This window comes from Agrobacterium tumefaciens (assembly GCF_017726655.1).
Lineage (GTDB): Bacteria > Pseudomonadota > Alphaproteobacteria > Rhizobiales > Rhizobiaceae > Agrobacterium > Agrobacterium tumefaciens_B.
Window position 1 is genome coordinate 1,996,879 of the sequence record NZ_CP072309.1, and the last position, 15,109, is coordinate 2,011,987.

15 protein-coding genes are annotated in these 15,109 nt (G+C 58.5%); 4 read left to right on the forward strand and 11 right to left on the reverse strand.

From position 1 onward, the window contains the following. The first annotated feature begins 56 nt into the window (after window positions 1-56). Complete coding sequence (locus AT6N2_RS23365; protein ID WP_209091690.1) at window positions 57-617, forward strand: GNAT family N-acetyltransferase; 561 nt, start codon at window positions 57-59, stop codon at window positions 615-617. Between the two features lie 47 nt (window positions 618-664). Next, entirely contained in the window at window positions 665-2,188 is a 1,524-nt protein-coding gene (phrB, locus tag AT6N2_RS23370; protein WP_233282580.1) for a (6-4)DNA photolyase, read from the forward strand. Window positions 2,189-2,241: 53 nt separating this feature from the next. Here phrB and AT6N2_RS23375 read toward each other — a convergent pair whose 3' ends face one another. The 11 genes from AT6N2_RS23375 to AT6N2_RS23425 all read right to left on the reverse strand — a co-directional run bounded on the left by AT6N2_RS23375 (window position 2,242) and on the right by AT6N2_RS23425 (window position 13,169). Beyond that, window positions 2,242-2,655 carry a curlin gene (locus AT6N2_RS23375; protein WP_209091692.1) on the reverse strand — a complete coding sequence of 138 codons (414 nt, stop codon included), beginning with the start codon at window positions 2,653-2,655 and terminating at the stop codon, window positions 2,242-2,244. A 166-nt stretch (window positions 2,656-2,821) separates the two neighbouring features. After that, entirely contained in the window at window positions 2,822-3,220 is a 399-nt protein-coding gene (csgH, locus tag AT6N2_RS23380; protein WP_209091694.1) for a curli-like amyloid fiber formation chaperone CsgH, read from the reverse strand. 62 nt (window positions 3,221-3,282) lie between these two features. Continuing rightward, window positions 3,283-3,720 carry a curlin gene (locus tag AT6N2_RS23385; RefSeq protein WP_209091696.1) on the reverse strand — a complete coding sequence of 146 codons (438 nt, stop codon included), beginning with the start codon at window positions 3,718-3,720 and terminating at the stop codon, window positions 3,283-3,285. A gap of 139 nt (window positions 3,721-3,859) precedes the next feature. Continuing rightward, on the reverse strand, window positions 3,860-4,669 hold the full coding sequence (locus AT6N2_RS23390; protein ID WP_209091698.1) for a cyclase family protein: 810 nt from the start codon (window positions 4,667-4,669) through the stop codon (window positions 3,860-3,862). A 96-nt stretch (window positions 4,670-4,765) separates the two neighbouring features. Then, entirely contained in the window at window positions 4,766-5,878 is a 1,113-nt protein-coding gene (locus tag AT6N2_RS23395) for an FAD binding domain-containing protein (RefSeq protein WP_209091700.1), read from the reverse strand. Between the two features lie 80 nt (window positions 5,879-5,958). Next, window positions 5,959-7,206 carry an oxalate decarboxylase family bicupin gene (locus tag AT6N2_RS23400; RefSeq protein WP_209091702.1) on the reverse strand — a complete coding sequence of 416 codons (1,248 nt, stop codon included), beginning with the start codon at window positions 7,204-7,206 and terminating at the stop codon, window positions 5,959-5,961. Between the two features lies 1 nt (window position 7,207). Then, window positions 7,208-7,663 (reverse strand): hypothetical protein, encoded by a 456-nt coding sequence (locus AT6N2_RS23405; RefSeq protein WP_209091703.1) that lies wholly within the window; start codon window positions 7,661-7,663, stop codon window positions 7,208-7,210. 295 nt (window positions 7,664-7,958) lie between these two features. Continuing rightward, on the reverse strand, window positions 7,959-8,333 hold the full coding sequence (locus tag AT6N2_RS23410; protein WP_006311406.1) for a response regulator transcription factor: 375 nt from the start codon (window positions 8,331-8,333) through the stop codon (window positions 7,959-7,961). A 65-nt stretch (window positions 8,334-8,398) separates the two neighbouring features. Beyond that, window positions 8,399-9,055: a response regulator transcription factor gene (locus tag AT6N2_RS23415; protein WP_063951744.1), complete on the reverse strand. Its 657-nt coding sequence runs from the start codon at window positions 9,053-9,055 to the stop codon at window positions 8,399-8,401. Next, window positions 9,048-10,628: a sensor histidine kinase gene (locus AT6N2_RS23420; protein WP_209091704.1), complete on the reverse strand. Its 1,581-nt coding sequence runs from the start codon at window positions 10,626-10,628 to the stop codon at window positions 9,048-9,050. Before AT6N2_RS23420 ends, AT6N2_RS23415 begins: the two co-directional genes overlap by 8 nt. A gap of 246 nt (window positions 10,629-10,874) precedes the next feature. Continuing rightward, complete coding sequence (locus AT6N2_RS23425) at window positions 10,875-13,169, reverse strand: FdhF/YdeP family oxidoreductase (RefSeq protein ID WP_209091705.1); 2,295 nt, start codon at window positions 13,167-13,169, stop codon at window positions 10,875-10,877. A gap of 414 nt (window positions 13,170-13,583) precedes the next feature. Between AT6N2_RS23425 and AT6N2_RS23430 the strand changes: the two genes are divergently transcribed. Continuing rightward, window positions 13,584-14,102 carry a Dps family protein gene (locus tag AT6N2_RS23430; protein ID WP_063951747.1) on the forward strand — a complete coding sequence of 173 codons (519 nt, stop codon included), beginning with the start codon at window positions 13,584-13,586 and terminating at the stop codon, window positions 14,100-14,102. 18 nt (window positions 14,103-14,120) lie between these two features. Beyond that, a complete protein-coding gene (locus AT6N2_RS23435; RefSeq protein WP_209091706.1) occupies window positions 14,121-15,101 on the forward strand; it encodes an alpha/beta fold hydrolase in 981 nt (326 codons plus the stop codon). The last annotated feature ends 8 nt before the right edge of the window (window positions 15,102-15,109 follow it).

Genomic DNA, 15,109 nt, shown 5'->3' on the forward strand with positions numbered 1-15,109 from the left:
TTGCGGTTCACAAGTCTCGCTAGCAGATGTCCGGGATTGCTAAAAAGGCCCGATGAATGTTTCCTGAAACCTCTCTCCCCATCCAGACCGGGCGGCTGACCCTCCGCCCTTTCCAGTTTGCGGATTTCGATGCCTATGCCGAGTATCATAAGCGCAGCGACGTCTATCGATTCCTCTATTCTTCGCCGCCATCGGCCGAAGCTTTGGAAGCGCAGTTTTCAAAAGCCCTTTTGACTGCTTTCGAGAAGGACGGAGACACGCTGCGACTTGCTGTTGTGCGAGATGCGGATTCCGCACTCGTTGGTGAGGTTCTTCTAAAGATTGCCAGCGTGAGCGCGCTGCAGGCCGAAATCGGCTATATCTTCAAGCCGGCATTTTCCGGACAAGGCTATGCCACGGAAGCAGTGAGAGCGATGATCACGCTCGGCTTCAAGGCGCTTGGTTACCACCGCATTTTTGCACGACTTGATGCCTTGAATCATGGATCGATCGGTGTCGTTGAGCGTTTGGGCATGCGCAAGGAAGCGCATCTCATCGAGAACGATCGGTTCGACGGTTTATGGGGTGACGAGTTCATCTATGCGGTGTTGAACAGAGAGTGGGCATCCACTTCGTGATCAGTTGCAGGGTGGCCTTAAGGTCGTCCGTTTTAAGGAAGTCGCGCGTGTCCCGTCTCATCTTGATCCTCGGGGATCAATTGTCGCCTTCGATTTCCTCGCTTGATGGCGTTGATAAAGAGCAAGATACGCTACTGCTTTGTGAGGTGATGGCAGAGGCGACCTATGTTGGTCACCACAAGAAGAAGATTGCATTCATCTTTTCAGCGATGCGGCACTTTGCCGAAGAATTGCGCGAAGCAGGCTATCGGGTGCGCTACACGACAATCGATGATGAAGACAATGCGGGCTCCTTTACCGGCGAAGTCAAACGAGCGGTAACCGCCATCGATCCATTGGCAATTTGCGTGACCGAGGCCGGCGAATGGCGCGTCAAGTCCGAACTCGAGAGTTTAGAGGGTGCCGTCGGCGTGCCGGTCGAGATCAGGCCGGATACGCGGTTTCTCGCAACGCAGCGCGAGTTTCGAGACTGGGCCGAAGGTCGAAAAAGCCTGACGATGGAGTATTTCTACCGCGAGATGCGGCGAAAGACAGGACTGTTGATGCAGGGTGACGAGCCTGTCGGCGGGCGCTGGAATTTCGACGCGGAGAACCGCAATCCGGCAAAGCCAGACCTACTGAGGCCCAAACATCTGGTCGTAGAGCCGGATGAGATCACCAATGAGGTCCTTGGAACAGTCGATGCCCTGTTTTCGAAGAATTTCGGCACGTTGAAAAATTTCCGTTTCGCCGTGACGCGCAAGGATGCGGAGCGCGTCATGACGTCCTTTATCGAGGATTTTCTTCCGAACTTCGGCGCGACACAGGACGCCATGCTGCAGGATGATCCCTATCTCAATCACTCTCTCCTGTCGTTCTACATCAATTCTGGCCTGCTCGACGCCTTGGACGTCTGCAAGGCTGCCGAGCGCGCCTATCGTAAGGGCGCAGCACCGCTTAACGCCGTCGAAGGTTTCATCCGCCAGATCATCGGCTGGCGGGAATATATGCGCGGGATTTACTGGTTTGCAGGACCGGACTATGTCGAAAGGAATTTCTTTGGCAACGACAGGCCGCTGCCGGGATTTTATTGGACGGGCAAGACGCACATGAACTGCATGGCGACCGTGATCAGAGAAACCATGGAAAATGCTTATGCGCATCATATTCAGCGCCTGATGATCACAGGCAATTTTGCGCTGCTGGCCGGCATTGATCCGAAGGCCGTTCATCAATGGTATCTGGAGGTTTACGCAGATGCCTATGAATGGGTCGAACTGCCTAATGTGGTCGGCATGAGCCAGTTCGCCGACGGCGGGTTTCTCGGCACGAAACCCTATGCTGCCAGCGGAAACTACATCAATCGCATGTCTGACTATTGCAGCACCTGCCGCTACGATCCGAAAGAGCGTCTGGGGGAGAATGCCTGTCCGTTCAATGCGCTTTATTGGGATTTTCTCGCTCGCAACCGAGACAAGCTGAAATCGAACCATCGTCTCGCGCAGCCCTATGCCACCTGGGCCCGCATGAGCGAGGATGTGCGCCATGATCTCAGGGCGAAAGCAGCGAGCTTCCTTGCCAGGCTGAGCTGACGCCGTGCCTAAAGCGGCGGGCGATATCAGCTCAGGCCCGGTAATTCCATTCTTTACCAGCCATAGCTGAAGGTGAGGCCGCTGCCGTTGTCGCCATCCTGCACCACATTGGTGTCGGTATTCCGACCATATTGAAAGATGCCATAGGCATTGTTGTTGCCGTTCTGCTGCAGCGTTGCCGAATGGCCATTTCCGCGTTGACGGATAAAACCAAGGTTGCCACCACCGTTCTGGGCGATGCCCGCTGCATTGCCGCGACCGAGCTGTTTGATTTCGGCGTTCTTGAAGTTTCGATAGAGGGAGTAGGCCCGGATTCCTGTCGAGAGGAGGTCGCCGTTCGGCCCATCGGTTGGCGCAAGGTTGAAGGAGATGCTGCCGCCGGCATGGGCGGGCGTGGAAAGCAGCGCCGGCGTGAGGCCGCCGGCAAGCAGGGTAACGGCCATTATTTTCAACATGTTGCGAGCCATTGTTATCTCCATCTGTGAGCGGCCTGTCGATGGTCCGACTATTGCATTGTCTAACTGAACCCGACTGGAACCGGCCGTTCAGATGTCGTTCAGCGCTCGGTGGCGACAACACGAAAAGGACGCCGAAGCCGGCGTCCTTTTCTGGTCATATTTGTGCGATGACTGACTAATAGCCGCCGCCCGTGCTGGTGCAGGTGAAGGTCTTGCCATCGATTGTAAGATCCAGCACCGCTTTGTAACGCGATCCCGCGGCATCAAGCATCACTGAACTCAACAACTGCGAGCCTCCTGCTGCGGCGCTGAAATCACCGCCTTGACTGATGAGGGAACTGCCGCCGCCGCCTGATTTTTCAATGCGGAACGTGTAGGTGCCTGTTTCCTTGGGGTCTGCGTTGGCGAAAGCCTGCAGCTTCACCATGCCCGTCTGCGGCGTCGCCTTGATGGCGCAGACTTTATCAGCTGCGGGCTCCTTTGCTGTCGAGATTGCCGCAAGGGCGCCGACGGGGAGCATTGCGAGCGCAATGACTGCTGCCAGCGGGCTTGTACGTCTGACGCGATGGGGCATGGTAGTCTCCCTGATGAGCGGGTGTTTTGATCTCGACCATTTTGACGTCGCTGCGGCTGCGGTTACGGGCAGGCCTGCACAAAAGCAGCCACATTGTCATTGCCGCCCTGGGCCACATTGGCGCTGCAGCCACGGCCTACCTGCACACCCGCCGCGATATTTCCATTGCCGTCCTGCGTCAGGATGGTGGTGTGATTGGAACCGAACTGGCCGATACCAGCCACGTTGCGGTTACCCGTCTGATAGGTGGAGCCGTAGTTGTCATGGCCTTCCTGCCCGACGGCGGAAAGATTGTGACGACCGTATTGATGGCCGGTAATTCTGTTGTAGCCGCCATTCTGATAGGTGCGGATGCGGTTGCCATACCCTTCCTGCGCGCCGCCCGCCGAGTTGGACCAGCCGTATTGTTCGATGCGCACATCGTTGGCCATGACGGGAGACGTGGCGGTAATGCCAACGAGAGCGAAAAGTGCGATTGCAACAAAAGACGTACGGATCATGACTGTCTCCTCAGGCGGATGGGACCGCGGTTGAACGTCTTTGTTGTAGACGGTCCCATCGGAATGGAAGCTGAAGAGACTATTCAGTCGCAGTTCATGCGCTGGTGCCGGCAGGGTGGTGTTGCCCAATGCGCAGGTTTCAGACCAGGGCGAGAATGCGCGCCGGTCCACCCGTTCCGCCACGATGCTTTGGTGCGCCGACAACGATGGTCGCGCCCTTGACCGGCAGGGCCTCGAGATTATTCAGGCCCTCTATACCGTAGCGCCCGGCAGGCAGCCAGGAATTGTGAACGGCGAAATCCGCGGAGTTGCCTGGATCGAGCGAGAGAGTGTCGACGCCGATCGCAACCGCGTCGTGCTTCAACAGAAGATCGGTTGCCGATTTTCCGAAACCGGGGAACGCAAATTTTCCGGCATCGTCGGTTCTGAAGGCGGGCCTTTTCACCTTGGTCGCCCACCCGGAGCGCAGAGCGACGACCGCGCCTACGGGAATGTCACCGTTGGCGGATATCCAGCGCTCTATATCCTCGGCCTCGATCGTGGCGTTGGCATCCTCTTTCGCGCGGTCGGTAATGTCGATGATCGCCAGCGGCGCTACGAGCTTTTGTGGCTCCAACTGGTCGACACTCGCGCCGTCCGCGCTGAAGTGAAACGGGGCATCGATGTGCGTGCCGGTGTGCTCATAGATGGTGAGTTTGTGGAGCTGGTATCCGTCCTTGGCAATATCGGCGGCCCACTCGAACGCGATGCCCGGTTTTCCGTCAAATGTTGGAAATTCCGAATCATATGTGTGGGTCAGATCGACGACCCGCGTCGGTGCCTGGGCGAGCGCCGGGGCAGCAACGCTGCCCGCCGCCACCGCCGCGATACCGGCCGCCGCGCCCTTGAAGAGCAGGCGTCGCGAAAGCATGTTCTGTTTCACATTTTCGATCACGCAATGATTGCACATGCCTCGGTCCCTCGTTGAGAACTATTCCCCGCTGGAGAGGGTAGCGCAAACGGGACATGAAGCAAGGCGGGAAGGTTGCTGATTTTTGGCCCGTGTTTACATCGCGGTTTCGGCGAGCCTCTGTCCATAAGCGGCAATGGATCTGCCCACCGGCAGGCGGGCTCTCTGATAGTGTGAGAGGGCGCCGGGCAAATCCTCGGTTTGCCGCAGGGCATCGCGCAACGCCATTGCGTCGCCTGCGGCCTTGGAAACGCCCATGGCTGTGTGAGGTCGCACGACAAAGGCGGCATCTCCCAACAGCGCGATACGCTGCGACACCATCTGTTCGGCCTCATAGTCAAAAATGCCCTGGATGGACGGGGTTTCCTCAGCTACCACCGCGAGCGCCAATTGCGGCGGCAGAAGCGAAAAGGCGTCTTCGCGCAATTGCTTTCGGCGGTACTCCGACAGTTCGCCGCGCGGCAAGGAATGTTGGAAAAGCCTGCCGTCACGGCCGGTGAAGGTTCGAGCAAGCTCATCCGCCGCTGTCGGACCATACCAGACCCAGTTGTAGCGGCGCTGTCCCTGCCGCGTTTCGCCACGTGGCCCCGGTACAAGATAACCGAGAACATGAACTCCGGGCGCGATGTAGAAGGCGAAACGGTCCAGCAGCAGGGCTGCATCGGCAGGCAATTTCGTTTCGGGGATCAGCCCGCGCCAGGCGACATAGCCTGCATAGGCATTTTCTGAATGACGGTTGACGGCACCTCGGACTGCCGAACCCAAACCATCCGCGCCGATTACCAGATCGGCACATTCGTCCGTGCCGTCGGCGAATGACAATATCACCCCTTCGGGACCTTCCCGGACCGCATTGACATGATGGCCGAGACGATAGGTGTCGGCAAGGAGGCGCGAGGACACGCGCTCAAAGAGGTAGTCCCACGACACTTGCATCTGCGGCGTGTTTTGGCGCCGGGCCACGCGGCCACCGGCATCGAGGTAGATGCGTTCCTTCGCGACCACACCGACATGGGCGACGTCTTCGCAGCCGATCTGGCCGAGAACCTCAAACAGTTCCTGCTGAGGCACCAGTCCCGCGCCACGCCCGGCGAGGCCGGAGGATGAGCGTTCGTATAGTCTCACATCGTGCCCGTCCTCCTGAAGCAATATCGCCGTAAAGAGGCCGGCAAGCGAGCCGCCAGCGATCCGGATTGTCAATGGTTTCATGGCCCGTTCCTATCTTTCGAGTTTTGTATTGGTGAGGAACGACCGGCGGATCGGGTCTGCCGAAACGCCGGTCGATTTCTTCAGCCGGGCATGATCGCAGGCTGGTTGGCGGGGAATTTCGCCACATCCTCAATGCTGACGTTCAGGTGCTGCGCCACCAGCGCCGGCGGGGTGTGCGTCAGCCAGGACGACAGGCTGACCTCCTGGTATTCGGCAGCCTTGAAGACCGCGACGAATTGCAGATCGGTCTTCCCGGTGTTTTCGATGATGTGGCCCTGGCTTCTTTTCACGTAACCAATATCGCCGGCACGGAAATCGGCGGTCTGGCTGCGTGGCCCCGCGTCGAACACGGTCATCCGGCCTTCACCCTTGATCCAGTATTGCCATTCGTCCGCATTGGGGTGCCAGTGCATTTCACGCACGCCGCCCGGCTTGATCGTTTCGATGGCGGCGGCAATGGTTTTGGAAACGGTAAAGGCGCTGCTATCCGCAAGGCGAATGAAGCCGGCTGCGTTTTCCTTCAGCGGTTTTGATGTCCCGAGTTTGTAGGTGAAAGGGAAAGGAGGGAGACCAGCTCCGGCAACGGCTTCCTGATCCCTGGAGAGCGGTCCCGGCTCCTTGCCCTGAAAAATCCAGAGATTCTGCAGCGGAATGTTGCGGAAGACGTCCGGCGCGACCCCGAAATTCTTGGCCAGCAGTTCAGGTGAGGTATGTGCCAGCCAGTCGGTCAGCAGCAAGGTGCCGTATTCGGACTGGTCGCCTTCATCGAATACGATGACGAATTCGCATCCGTCAGGCCCAAGCCCTTGCAGCGAATGGGGATAGCCGGCCGGAAAATACCAGAGATCGCCGGCCTCGACGTCCTGCACATAGGCGCGACCCTGCGTATCAAGCACAGTGATACGGCAACGCCCGTTGGTCATGATCGCCCATTCTGCCGCGCGGTGCCAGTGCATCTCGCGAATGCCGCCTGGTCCCAGCCGCATGTTGACGCCGGAGACGGCATCCGAAATCGCGAAGTCCGACTTGGTCACCTGGCGGGCCCAGCCGCCGTTCTGGATACGTTTGGCGGCGTTGTTGAACGAGCCCCAGAAAAGCTGCATGTCGCCGACATCGGTCGCCGGTGGGCTCTGGAAGGACGGAAACTGGTCGTTCATCGCAGGGTTCTTCGGGCCGGGATCGCTGACGCTGGCGGCATTGGCATTGATTGCTCCCTCGGCAGGCAGATCGGGATTGCCGAACGATGCTGCTCCGGCCGTGCTGGCGGCAAGGGCGGTGCCGCCGACGGCGCCGATTGCGAGGACTGCGCGTCTGGTCAACGTTTCCATTTCAGAACTCCTTGTTCATGGCGAGTTGGGAGGAGGTGTCGATAGGGTGGGGTTGCGATGCGACCTGGAGCACCGCGATGCGGTCGATCAGCTCGGCATTGAAGAGGCGGTGTTGCAACTGACAAAAGGCTCTGGGATCGAACGTGTCGTGCCGGTCCGTCTTCTGGGCGGCGCGAGTGGCGACGCAGGACGTCCTGTCCATTACCGGAACAGCCACGCCTTCGGGCGCATCGCTGTCGGCCGCGGAAAGTCCGGCGAGCCCGCCAATCGTCTGCGGCGTGACGATGCGGAAGCCGCTCGCCGATGCGACCTCTTCGGAGGCCGCAAGCGCCGGTTCGGTATTCCTGATCAGGAGAGCGTTGCCACCGAGCACTGCAATCGCACCCAATGCCAACACCGTTGCGACTTTGAGATGACGAGGTCTGCGCTCGTCTGCATTCTGACTGATGGAGGTCATGCCCTGCTCCACAAATAGGGTGATGGTGTCGCAAGGACCGTCCACAAGGGAGGCGCTTGACTGGAACAAAGGCTACGGCGGGGTGGATGCGCCGGCATCTATACAGAGGTCTAGTTCGTATACCGGAAGGTGTTGGCGGCAGGACAAATGCCGAAAGGCATTTGCTCAACGGCAAAATAGGCTCGGACGGCATGGCGTCGGAGCATGAAGTCGTCACGGATGTTCATCGGATGGGAGCGGTCAGCGCGATGGAAGGTTGTCCAGTCGCCGATTGCGGCCGAGCGGCATGCTGCGGTCAGGGCCGCTGGCCGAGAACGGATTCCAGGCATCCGATCAGATTGCCGATATTGACCGGCTTGCGAAGAAAGGCCAAAGCGCCGCCGCTCAGGGCAGCATTCCGGGTGCGTTCATCCTCGTAGGAGGTTACGAAGATCATCGGCGGATGGCTGCCGCGCCGATTGAGCTCGCTCTGCAGCTCGATGCCGGACAGACCGGGCATTTTCACATCCACGACGATGCAGTCGATGCCCGCCTGCTGCTGCGACTCCAAAAAATGCTCGGCGGATGCGAACAGGCGGCATTCGTAACCGAAGGACATGATGAGATCATCCATGGCTTCACGGATGGCTGGATCGTCGTCGACGACGGCAATGACGGGAACGGGGGGCAATGAAAGCGACCTTTTCTGTTATCTTTCTTCCTCTATGCGCTCAGGCCCCTTTGAAAGATACCATACTAAGATACAGGTGGTCGGAACTTCTCGCCGATCAGTTCCGCTTTCCGCACGAGGTCGGCGACCGATCTGGCCTCCATTTTGCGCATGACATTGCCCCTGTGCAATTTCACGGTGACTTCGCTGATACCGAGTTCGTAAGCGATCTGTTTGTTCATCAGGCCGCGGACAACGGCCCCCATGACCTCGCGCTCCCTTGGCGTCAGCTGCTCGGCAAGGGAACTGACGGCCTCGTTCTGGGCGCTTTCGCGGCGTCGCGACGCGTCCCGCTCCATCGCCTGCGCGACGGCATCCAGAATGTCCTGTTCCTTGAACGGCTTGGTCAGAAAATCGACGGCTCCCGCTTTCATTGCTCGCACGCTCATCGGAATATCACCGAAGCCGGTCATGAAAATGATCGGCATCCTGTTACCCACGCGTTCCAGCTGCATCTGGAAATCAAGACCGCTCGTGCCCGGGAGCCGCACGTCCAGCAGCAGGCAGCCGTGCCGGTCCAGATTGGCTTTTTCCAGGAAAGCGGCGGCGCTGTCGAAAGCTTCGACGTCGAATTTCATGGAGCGGAAAAGATCGGTAAGGGCTTCCCGCATCGACACGTCGTCATCGACGATGAAGACGATGGGTGAGGGCGGCTCCTTTGTCGTCTTGCGTGGCTCAGGCATGTTCCATCTCCTGGCTGATCGGCATGGAAATGATAAAGACCGCCCCGCCGAGAGGATGATTGTCTCCGGTAAGCCTGCCGCCCCGTGCTTCCAGTGTCGTGCGGCAGATGGAAAGCCCCATGCCCATTCCCGTCTCCTTCGTCGTGAAAAAGGGTGAAAACAGCTTGTCTTTCATGTGAAGGGGGAAACCAGGCCCGTTGTCGCGAACCGCAATCCGAATATTGTCGCTGTCTTCACGTTCCTTCCGTACCGTGATGGTGCGATTGCCGATGCCTGCCTCGTCCATGGCCTGAATGGCATTGGTGAAGAGGTTGATGAGAACCTGCTGCAATTCGATCCTGACGGCCGTTATCGGCGGTGTGGCCTGTTTTTCCACATGGACCGTGGTCCCACTGCGTTCCAGCTCATGTTCGAGAAGGCTGAGTGTTTCATCTATGAATTCATCGAGGTCGAAGGTTTCCACTTTGCCGCTGGTATGGGCGAGCAGGCTACGCGTGTTCTGGATGATGTCACTCGCCCTCTGGCCGTCGCGGATCATGCGTTCGGCCGAGCGGCGGGCGGCCGCGAGATCGGGCGGATCGCGATCGAGCCAGCGCAGCAATGTCTGCGCATTGACGATGATGGCGCCGAGCGGCTGGTTCAATTCGTGGGAGAGCGATGCAGACATCGCGCCGACAGCCGCTGCCTTGGAAGCCTTTGTCAGTTCCGCCTGTGCTTCTGCCAGCGCCTTCAGCTCCATTTCGCGTTGGGTGATATCCACCATGCTGACCACCACGCGGTTGAAGGACGCCGCTTCCGCAGGAAAACTGATGGAAAGAAGTACCAGCTTATCTACGCCGCTGTCGGTCCGCACCATAACCTTGTCTTCAAAGACACGCCGGTTGTCGATAATCGCCTGCAACACATCAACGAACTTGCCGGTGGATGAAACGATCGATTGCTGAAGGGTGCCGCGGATCGAGGAGTCGTAGCCGAGCATTTCCCTGCCGGCTTCGTTCGAAGCAACGACAGTGATGAGATCGATGCATTGCTGCGTAAAACCCGGATTGGCGCGGGCATGGGCCCGCATGTCGGTGATGCCCCGCTGCTTGAGGCTCATCAGCAAGGCGTGAAGCTTCGAATAGTCGCGTTCCCAAAGTGCAACGCGCGTACGGTCGAAAATGGAGCGATAACGCTCCTCGCTTTCCTTCAGCGCCGCATTGGCTGACAACATTGCCAGCCGGGCGGTCTCGGTTTTCAAAAGCAGCACGGTCGTGACGGCAAGTGCTGCAAGGGCGACGACCAACCGAAGCGCCGATTGAAAATCCGCGTCATCTGCGTGTGTCGCGGCATAGGACAACAGGGACAGAATGGCACAGGTACAGGAGATTGCGATCAGTCCCGACCAGCTTACAGTCTGCGCGGCCAAAAGGACCGTGATGACATAAAGCACCGCGATCGCGCCTTCTATGTCGGTATAGGTATCGACGTAAAATACCGCGGCCGCCAGCGCCAGCGCCCCAACGCCAAAAGCCAGATGGTGCGCTCTACCTTCAGGTTCGCGCGCGCGAAACATCCTTGACGCAATCGACATTGTTCCCCCGATGCGATTTTTGCCGACAATACGGTTTTTTCAGCACAACCTGACCTGTACATAGGTCTTGGTTGCCACCGTCGTCGAAACATCAGGATAGCGGGAAATGGATGCGGCGCTATATGCAAAAATCAGCATGTACGACCCTCGTCCACAGGCCATGACTATGGCCCGATAAGACATCTGATAAAGGCGACAGCAAAAAACGCGCAACGACCGCTGCGTTGCGCGCCGGTGTTTCGCGCCTCAGATTGCTGCTGCACTTACCGTAATGGGCACGCCCTTGTACGAGGGCGTTCCCGAAAGGCGGTCGTAATGGCCGAGCGCCACCACCGCATTCATCTCGGGGTAGTAACCAGCGGCGGAACCCTTCGGTATGTTATATTCCACAACCGTGAAACCCTTCACGAGGTCGCGTTCCTCACTTTCTTTGCCGATGCCGCTGATATCGATGCGGTCGCCATCTTTCAGGCCGCGTGCGGCGAGGTCTTGCCTGTTCATGAAGATGATGTCTCTTCGGCCAAAGACGCCGCGGTAACGATCGTCCATGCCATAGATCGTCGTATTGTACTGATCATGGCTGCGGATGGTGGTCAGAATCAGGGCTTCCGGATTGGAGATGAGTGGATCCTCTTCCAGCCCGGTGGCCACAAGGAAATTGGCCTTGCCGCTCTCCGTATTCCATCGACGGAAGGAAGCGGCGACATCGAGGCGGAAGCCACCTTTGACACGGACACGCCTGTTGAAATCCCTGAAGTCCGGAAAAACCTCTTCAATCTTGTCACGGATGCGGTCGTAATCGGCAATCAGCCAGTCCCAGTCGATGCCATGGCGGTTTCCAACGGTCGCCTTGGCGATACCGGCGATGATGGCTGGTTCAGACCGCACCAATTCGCTCGGGGGTTTAAGGAAACCGCGCGACGCATGCACCATCGACATGGAGTCTTCCACTGTCACCGCCTGCGGGCCAGAGGCCTGCGTATCCAGATCGGTGCGGCCAAAACAGGGCAGGATCAACGATGTCCGTGCGGTCAAAAGGTGGGAGCGGTTCAGCTTTGTCGCGATGTGGACAGCAAGATCGAGTTTGCGCATGCCCTCGAAAGTCGCGCCAGTATCCGACATGGCGACAGCGAGGTTTCCACCAAGGCAGATGAGGGCCCGGGATTTTCCGGCGATGATTGCCTCCACGGCCTCAATCGCATTGTGTCCCTTTTCTTCAGGGGGCCGGAATCCGAAAGCCCGTTCCATTCCTTCTAACAGCGCCTTGTTCGGGATTTCGGTGATGCCGACGGTGCGATCTCCCTGGACATTGGAGTGGCCACGAATGGGCGCTATCCCCGCGCCCGGGCGGCCCATATTGCCGCGCAGTAGCAGGAGATTGGCAATTTGCTGCACATTGCTCGTCCCCTTGGCGTGCTGCGTGATGCCCATGCCGTAACAGATGATGACATTCGAGGCGTTGACATAAATCCTTGCGACGCTCTCTATCGCCTCCTTCGTCAGCCCGCTGACGGAGCAGATCGTATCCCACGAGGTTGCGTCAATGTCGGCGCGCAGTGCGTCCAGGCCCGTGGTGTGTTCTTCAATGAAATCGCGGTCCAGTAAACCAGTCTGGCCGGCCTGAAGGTTCTCTGCATCGAGGTCAAACACGGCCTTCATGATACCCTTAAGGGCTGCAAGATCGCCGCCGGTGCGCAGCTGGTGATAGGCGGAGGCGATCGGCGTGGAGGAAAGCGTCGCCATTTCGACCGGGTCCTGCGGCGCAGCGAAACGTTCCAGCGCCCGTTCCTTCAAAGGGTTAAAGACGACGATCGGTACGCCGCGTTTTGCGGCATTATGCAGCGTCGTCATCATGCGTGGATGATTGGTGCCCGGATTATGGCCAAAACTGAAGATCGCATCGGCATGATCGAAATCCTCGAGCGTCACCGTGCCCTTCCCAACGCCGATGGACTTCGGAAGGCCAACGCTGGTGGCCTCGTGGCACATGTTGGAACAGTCAGGAAAATTATTCGTCCCATAGGCACGAACGAAAAGCTGATAGAGAAACGCAGCCTCGTTGGACGCCCGGCCGGAAGTGTAGAATTCCGCCTTGTTGGGGTCATCTAGCCTGTTGAGTTCCTGCGCGATCAGAAGGAAGGCGTCGTCCCAGGCTATGGGCTCATAGCGATCGCTCGCGGCATTGTAATGAAGGGGAAGGGTCAGCCGACCGGCATCCTCAAGCTTGTGATCCGTCCATTGCCACAATTCGGAAACCGTATGTTGCGCGAAGAACTCCGGGCCGGATCGTTTTGCGGTCGATTCCCAGGTGATGGCCTTGGCGCCGTTCTCACAGAATTCGAAGGATGAGGTGTGTTTGGGGTCTGGCCAGGCGCAGCCGGGACAGTCAAAACCCTCGGGCTGATTGGCCTTGAGCAGCGTCTTGGTGCCCTGCGCGATGATCTGCTGGTGGGCGAGAGTTTTCGCGACTGCTTTTAACGCATCCCAGCCGCCAGCAGGATGATCGTATCTTTCAATACCTTCAGGCCGTTCTTCCGCCATGTCAGATTTCCTTCGATTTCGCTGATTGACTGTTGCCGTGCCCGATGACGCTAACGCAACTGCGCAAGCGTAAACATCATACTCAGGCATAGGTTGCCTCAACAGCCGAGGGCAAAATGAAAAAGGCCGCCTCCTGTGACAGGGGCGGCCTTGGCGGATCGGGAGGGGAGATCCGCGCCTCTGGGGAGGGGACACCGGAGGCTTCTGGCTTCTGCGAGCCAATCGCCGTGGGGCGGGGCGATTGGCAAACCCTATCTCGGGGACCACCTGACCGAAACTACACTTAGGTATCGGGTGGACTGTACCAGCAGCCGATTTCTCCGGACCCATTCTTCTCCCTATTCTCCGTGTCGATCATACAGCCGCAACAGGGGCGCTCAACAACGGGCGGTCGATTGCAAAAGGAGAACGATGATGGACACGACCACAGCTACCAAGAACCGCAAGCTTCCACTCGCAACCCCGACCGATCTCGGCGCCGAAGCGAGCCGCGACATCGCCGCTGCGCTGACCGCGCTTCTAGCGGATGTCTTCACGCTCTACATCAAGACCAAGAACTTCCACTGGCATGTTTCCGGCCCGCATTTCCGGGACTATCACACGCTGCTGGACGAGCAGGGTGCCCAAATCTTTGCGATGACCGACGACATTGCCGAAAGGGCGCGCAAGATCGGCGGTACAACCATCCGCTCAATCGGTCAGATCGGACGCCTCCAGCGCCTTCTTGATAATGACGCCGACTTCGTCACGCCGGAGGACATGCTGGCCGAACTGCGCGAGGACAACAAGCAACTGACCGCCATCCTGCGGCAAACGCACAGCCTGACCTCCGATCTCAATGACCACGCCACGACCAGCCTGATTGAAAACTGGATCGACGAGACGGAGCGCCGCACCTGGTTCCTATTCGAAACCACCCGACGCGCGCGCTGAAGCCGACAGGAAAACGAAATGACCGACAATCCCATCGAGCTCGCAATTTCCAGACGGCATGTCCTGCTGGCCGGCGCCGCGTTTTCCACTGCAATGGCCATGCCGACGCTCGCATTTTCAAAATCCATCCCAACCCGCAATGAAGGAGCATTTCCAATGACCGAATCATTCGTAAAGACCAAGGACGGCGTCGATATCTATTTCAAGGACTGGGGTTCGAAGGATGCCCAGCCGATCGTCTTCCATCACGGCTGGCCGCTATCCTCCGACGACTGGGATGCGCAGATGCTGTTCTTCGTTCAGAACGGCTACCGCGTCGTGGCGCATGATCGTCGCGGTCACGGACGTTCTCAGCAGGTGAGCGACGGCCACGACATGGATCATTATGCCGCCGATGCATCCGCTGTTGCCGAACATCTTGATCTCAGGAACGCTGTTCATATCGGACACTCGACTGGCGGTGGTGAGGTCGCGCGTTACGTCGCAAAATTTGGCGAGCCGCAGGGCCGTGTCGCCAAGGCCGTCCTCGTCTCCGCGGTTCCGCCGCTGATGCTAAAGACGCCCTCCAACCCCGGTGGCCTGGCGATCGAAGTCTTCGACAGCTTCCGCAAGGGTGTGGCCGAAAACCGCGCCCAGTTCTTCCTCGACGTGCCGACCGGGCCGTTCTACGGTTTCAACCGTCCGGACGCCAAAATCTATCCCGGTGTTATCCAGAACTGGTGGCGTCAGGGCATGATGGGCAGCGCCAAGGCCCATTACGACGGCGTGAAGGCCTTTTCGGAAACCGATCAGACGGAAGACCTGAAGGCGATCACGGTGCCGACGCTCGTTCTCCACGGCGATGACGACCAGGTCGTGCCGATCGCAGATTCGGCCGAATTGTCAGTCAAGCTTCTGAAAAACGGCACGCTGAAGGTTTACAAGGGTTATCCGCATGGCATGCTGACAACCCATGCCGACATCATCAATCCCGATCTGCTGGCCTTCGTGAAGGGCTGATCGTGTAA

What these genes read in the sequence shown, in the direction of transcription:
- AT6N2_RS23365 (WP_209091690.1), top strand. Translation starts at nt 57, where the DNA reads ATGTTTCCTGAAACCTCTCTCCCCATCCAGACCGGGCGGCTGACCCTC.
- AT6N2_RS23375 (WP_209091692.1), bottom strand. Translation starts at nt 2,655, where the DNA reads ATGGCTCGCAACATGTTGAAAATAATGGCCGTTACCCTGCTTGCCGGC.
- csgH (WP_209091694.1), bottom strand. Translation starts at nt 3,220, where the DNA reads ATGCCCCATCGCGTCAGACGTACAAGCCCGCTGGCAGCAGTCATTGCG.
- AT6N2_RS23385 (WP_209091696.1), bottom strand. Translation starts at nt 3,720, where the DNA reads ATGATCCGTACGTCTTTTGTTGCAATCGCACTTTTCGCTCTCGTTGGC.
- AT6N2_RS23390 (WP_209091698.1), bottom strand. Translation starts at nt 4,669, where the DNA reads ATGTGCAATCATTGCGTGATCGAAAATGTGAAACAGAACATGCTTTCG.
- AT6N2_RS23395 (WP_209091700.1), bottom strand. Translation starts at nt 5,878, where the DNA reads ATGAAACCATTGACAATCCGGATCGCTGGCGGCTCGCTTGCCGGCCTC.
- AT6N2_RS23400 (WP_209091702.1), bottom strand. Translation starts at nt 7,206, where the DNA reads ATGGAAACGTTGACCAGACGCGCAGTCCTCGCAATCGGCGCCGTCGGC.
- AT6N2_RS23405 (WP_209091703.1), bottom strand. Translation starts at nt 7,663, where the DNA reads ATGACCTCCATCAGTCAGAATGCAGACGAGCGCAGACCTCGTCATCTC.
- AT6N2_RS23415 (WP_063951744.1), bottom strand. Translation starts at nt 9,055, where the DNA reads ATGCCTGAGCCACGCAAGACGACAAAGGAGCCGCCCTCACCCATCGTC.
- AT6N2_RS23420 (WP_209091704.1), bottom strand. Translation starts at nt 10,628, where the DNA reads ATGTCGATTGCGTCAAGGATGTTTCGCGCGCGCGAACCTGAAGGTAGA.
- AT6N2_RS23425 (WP_209091705.1), bottom strand. Translation starts at nt 13,169, where the DNA reads ATGGCGGAAGAACGGCCTGAAGGTATTGAAAGATACGATCATCCTGCT.
- AT6N2_RS23430 (WP_063951747.1), top strand. Translation starts at nt 13,584, where the DNA reads ATGGACACGACCACAGCTACCAAGAACCGCAAGCTTCCACTCGCAACC.
- AT6N2_RS23435 (WP_209091706.1), top strand. Translation starts at nt 14,121, where the DNA reads ATGACCGACAATCCCATCGAGCTCGCAATTTCCAGACGGCATGTCCTG.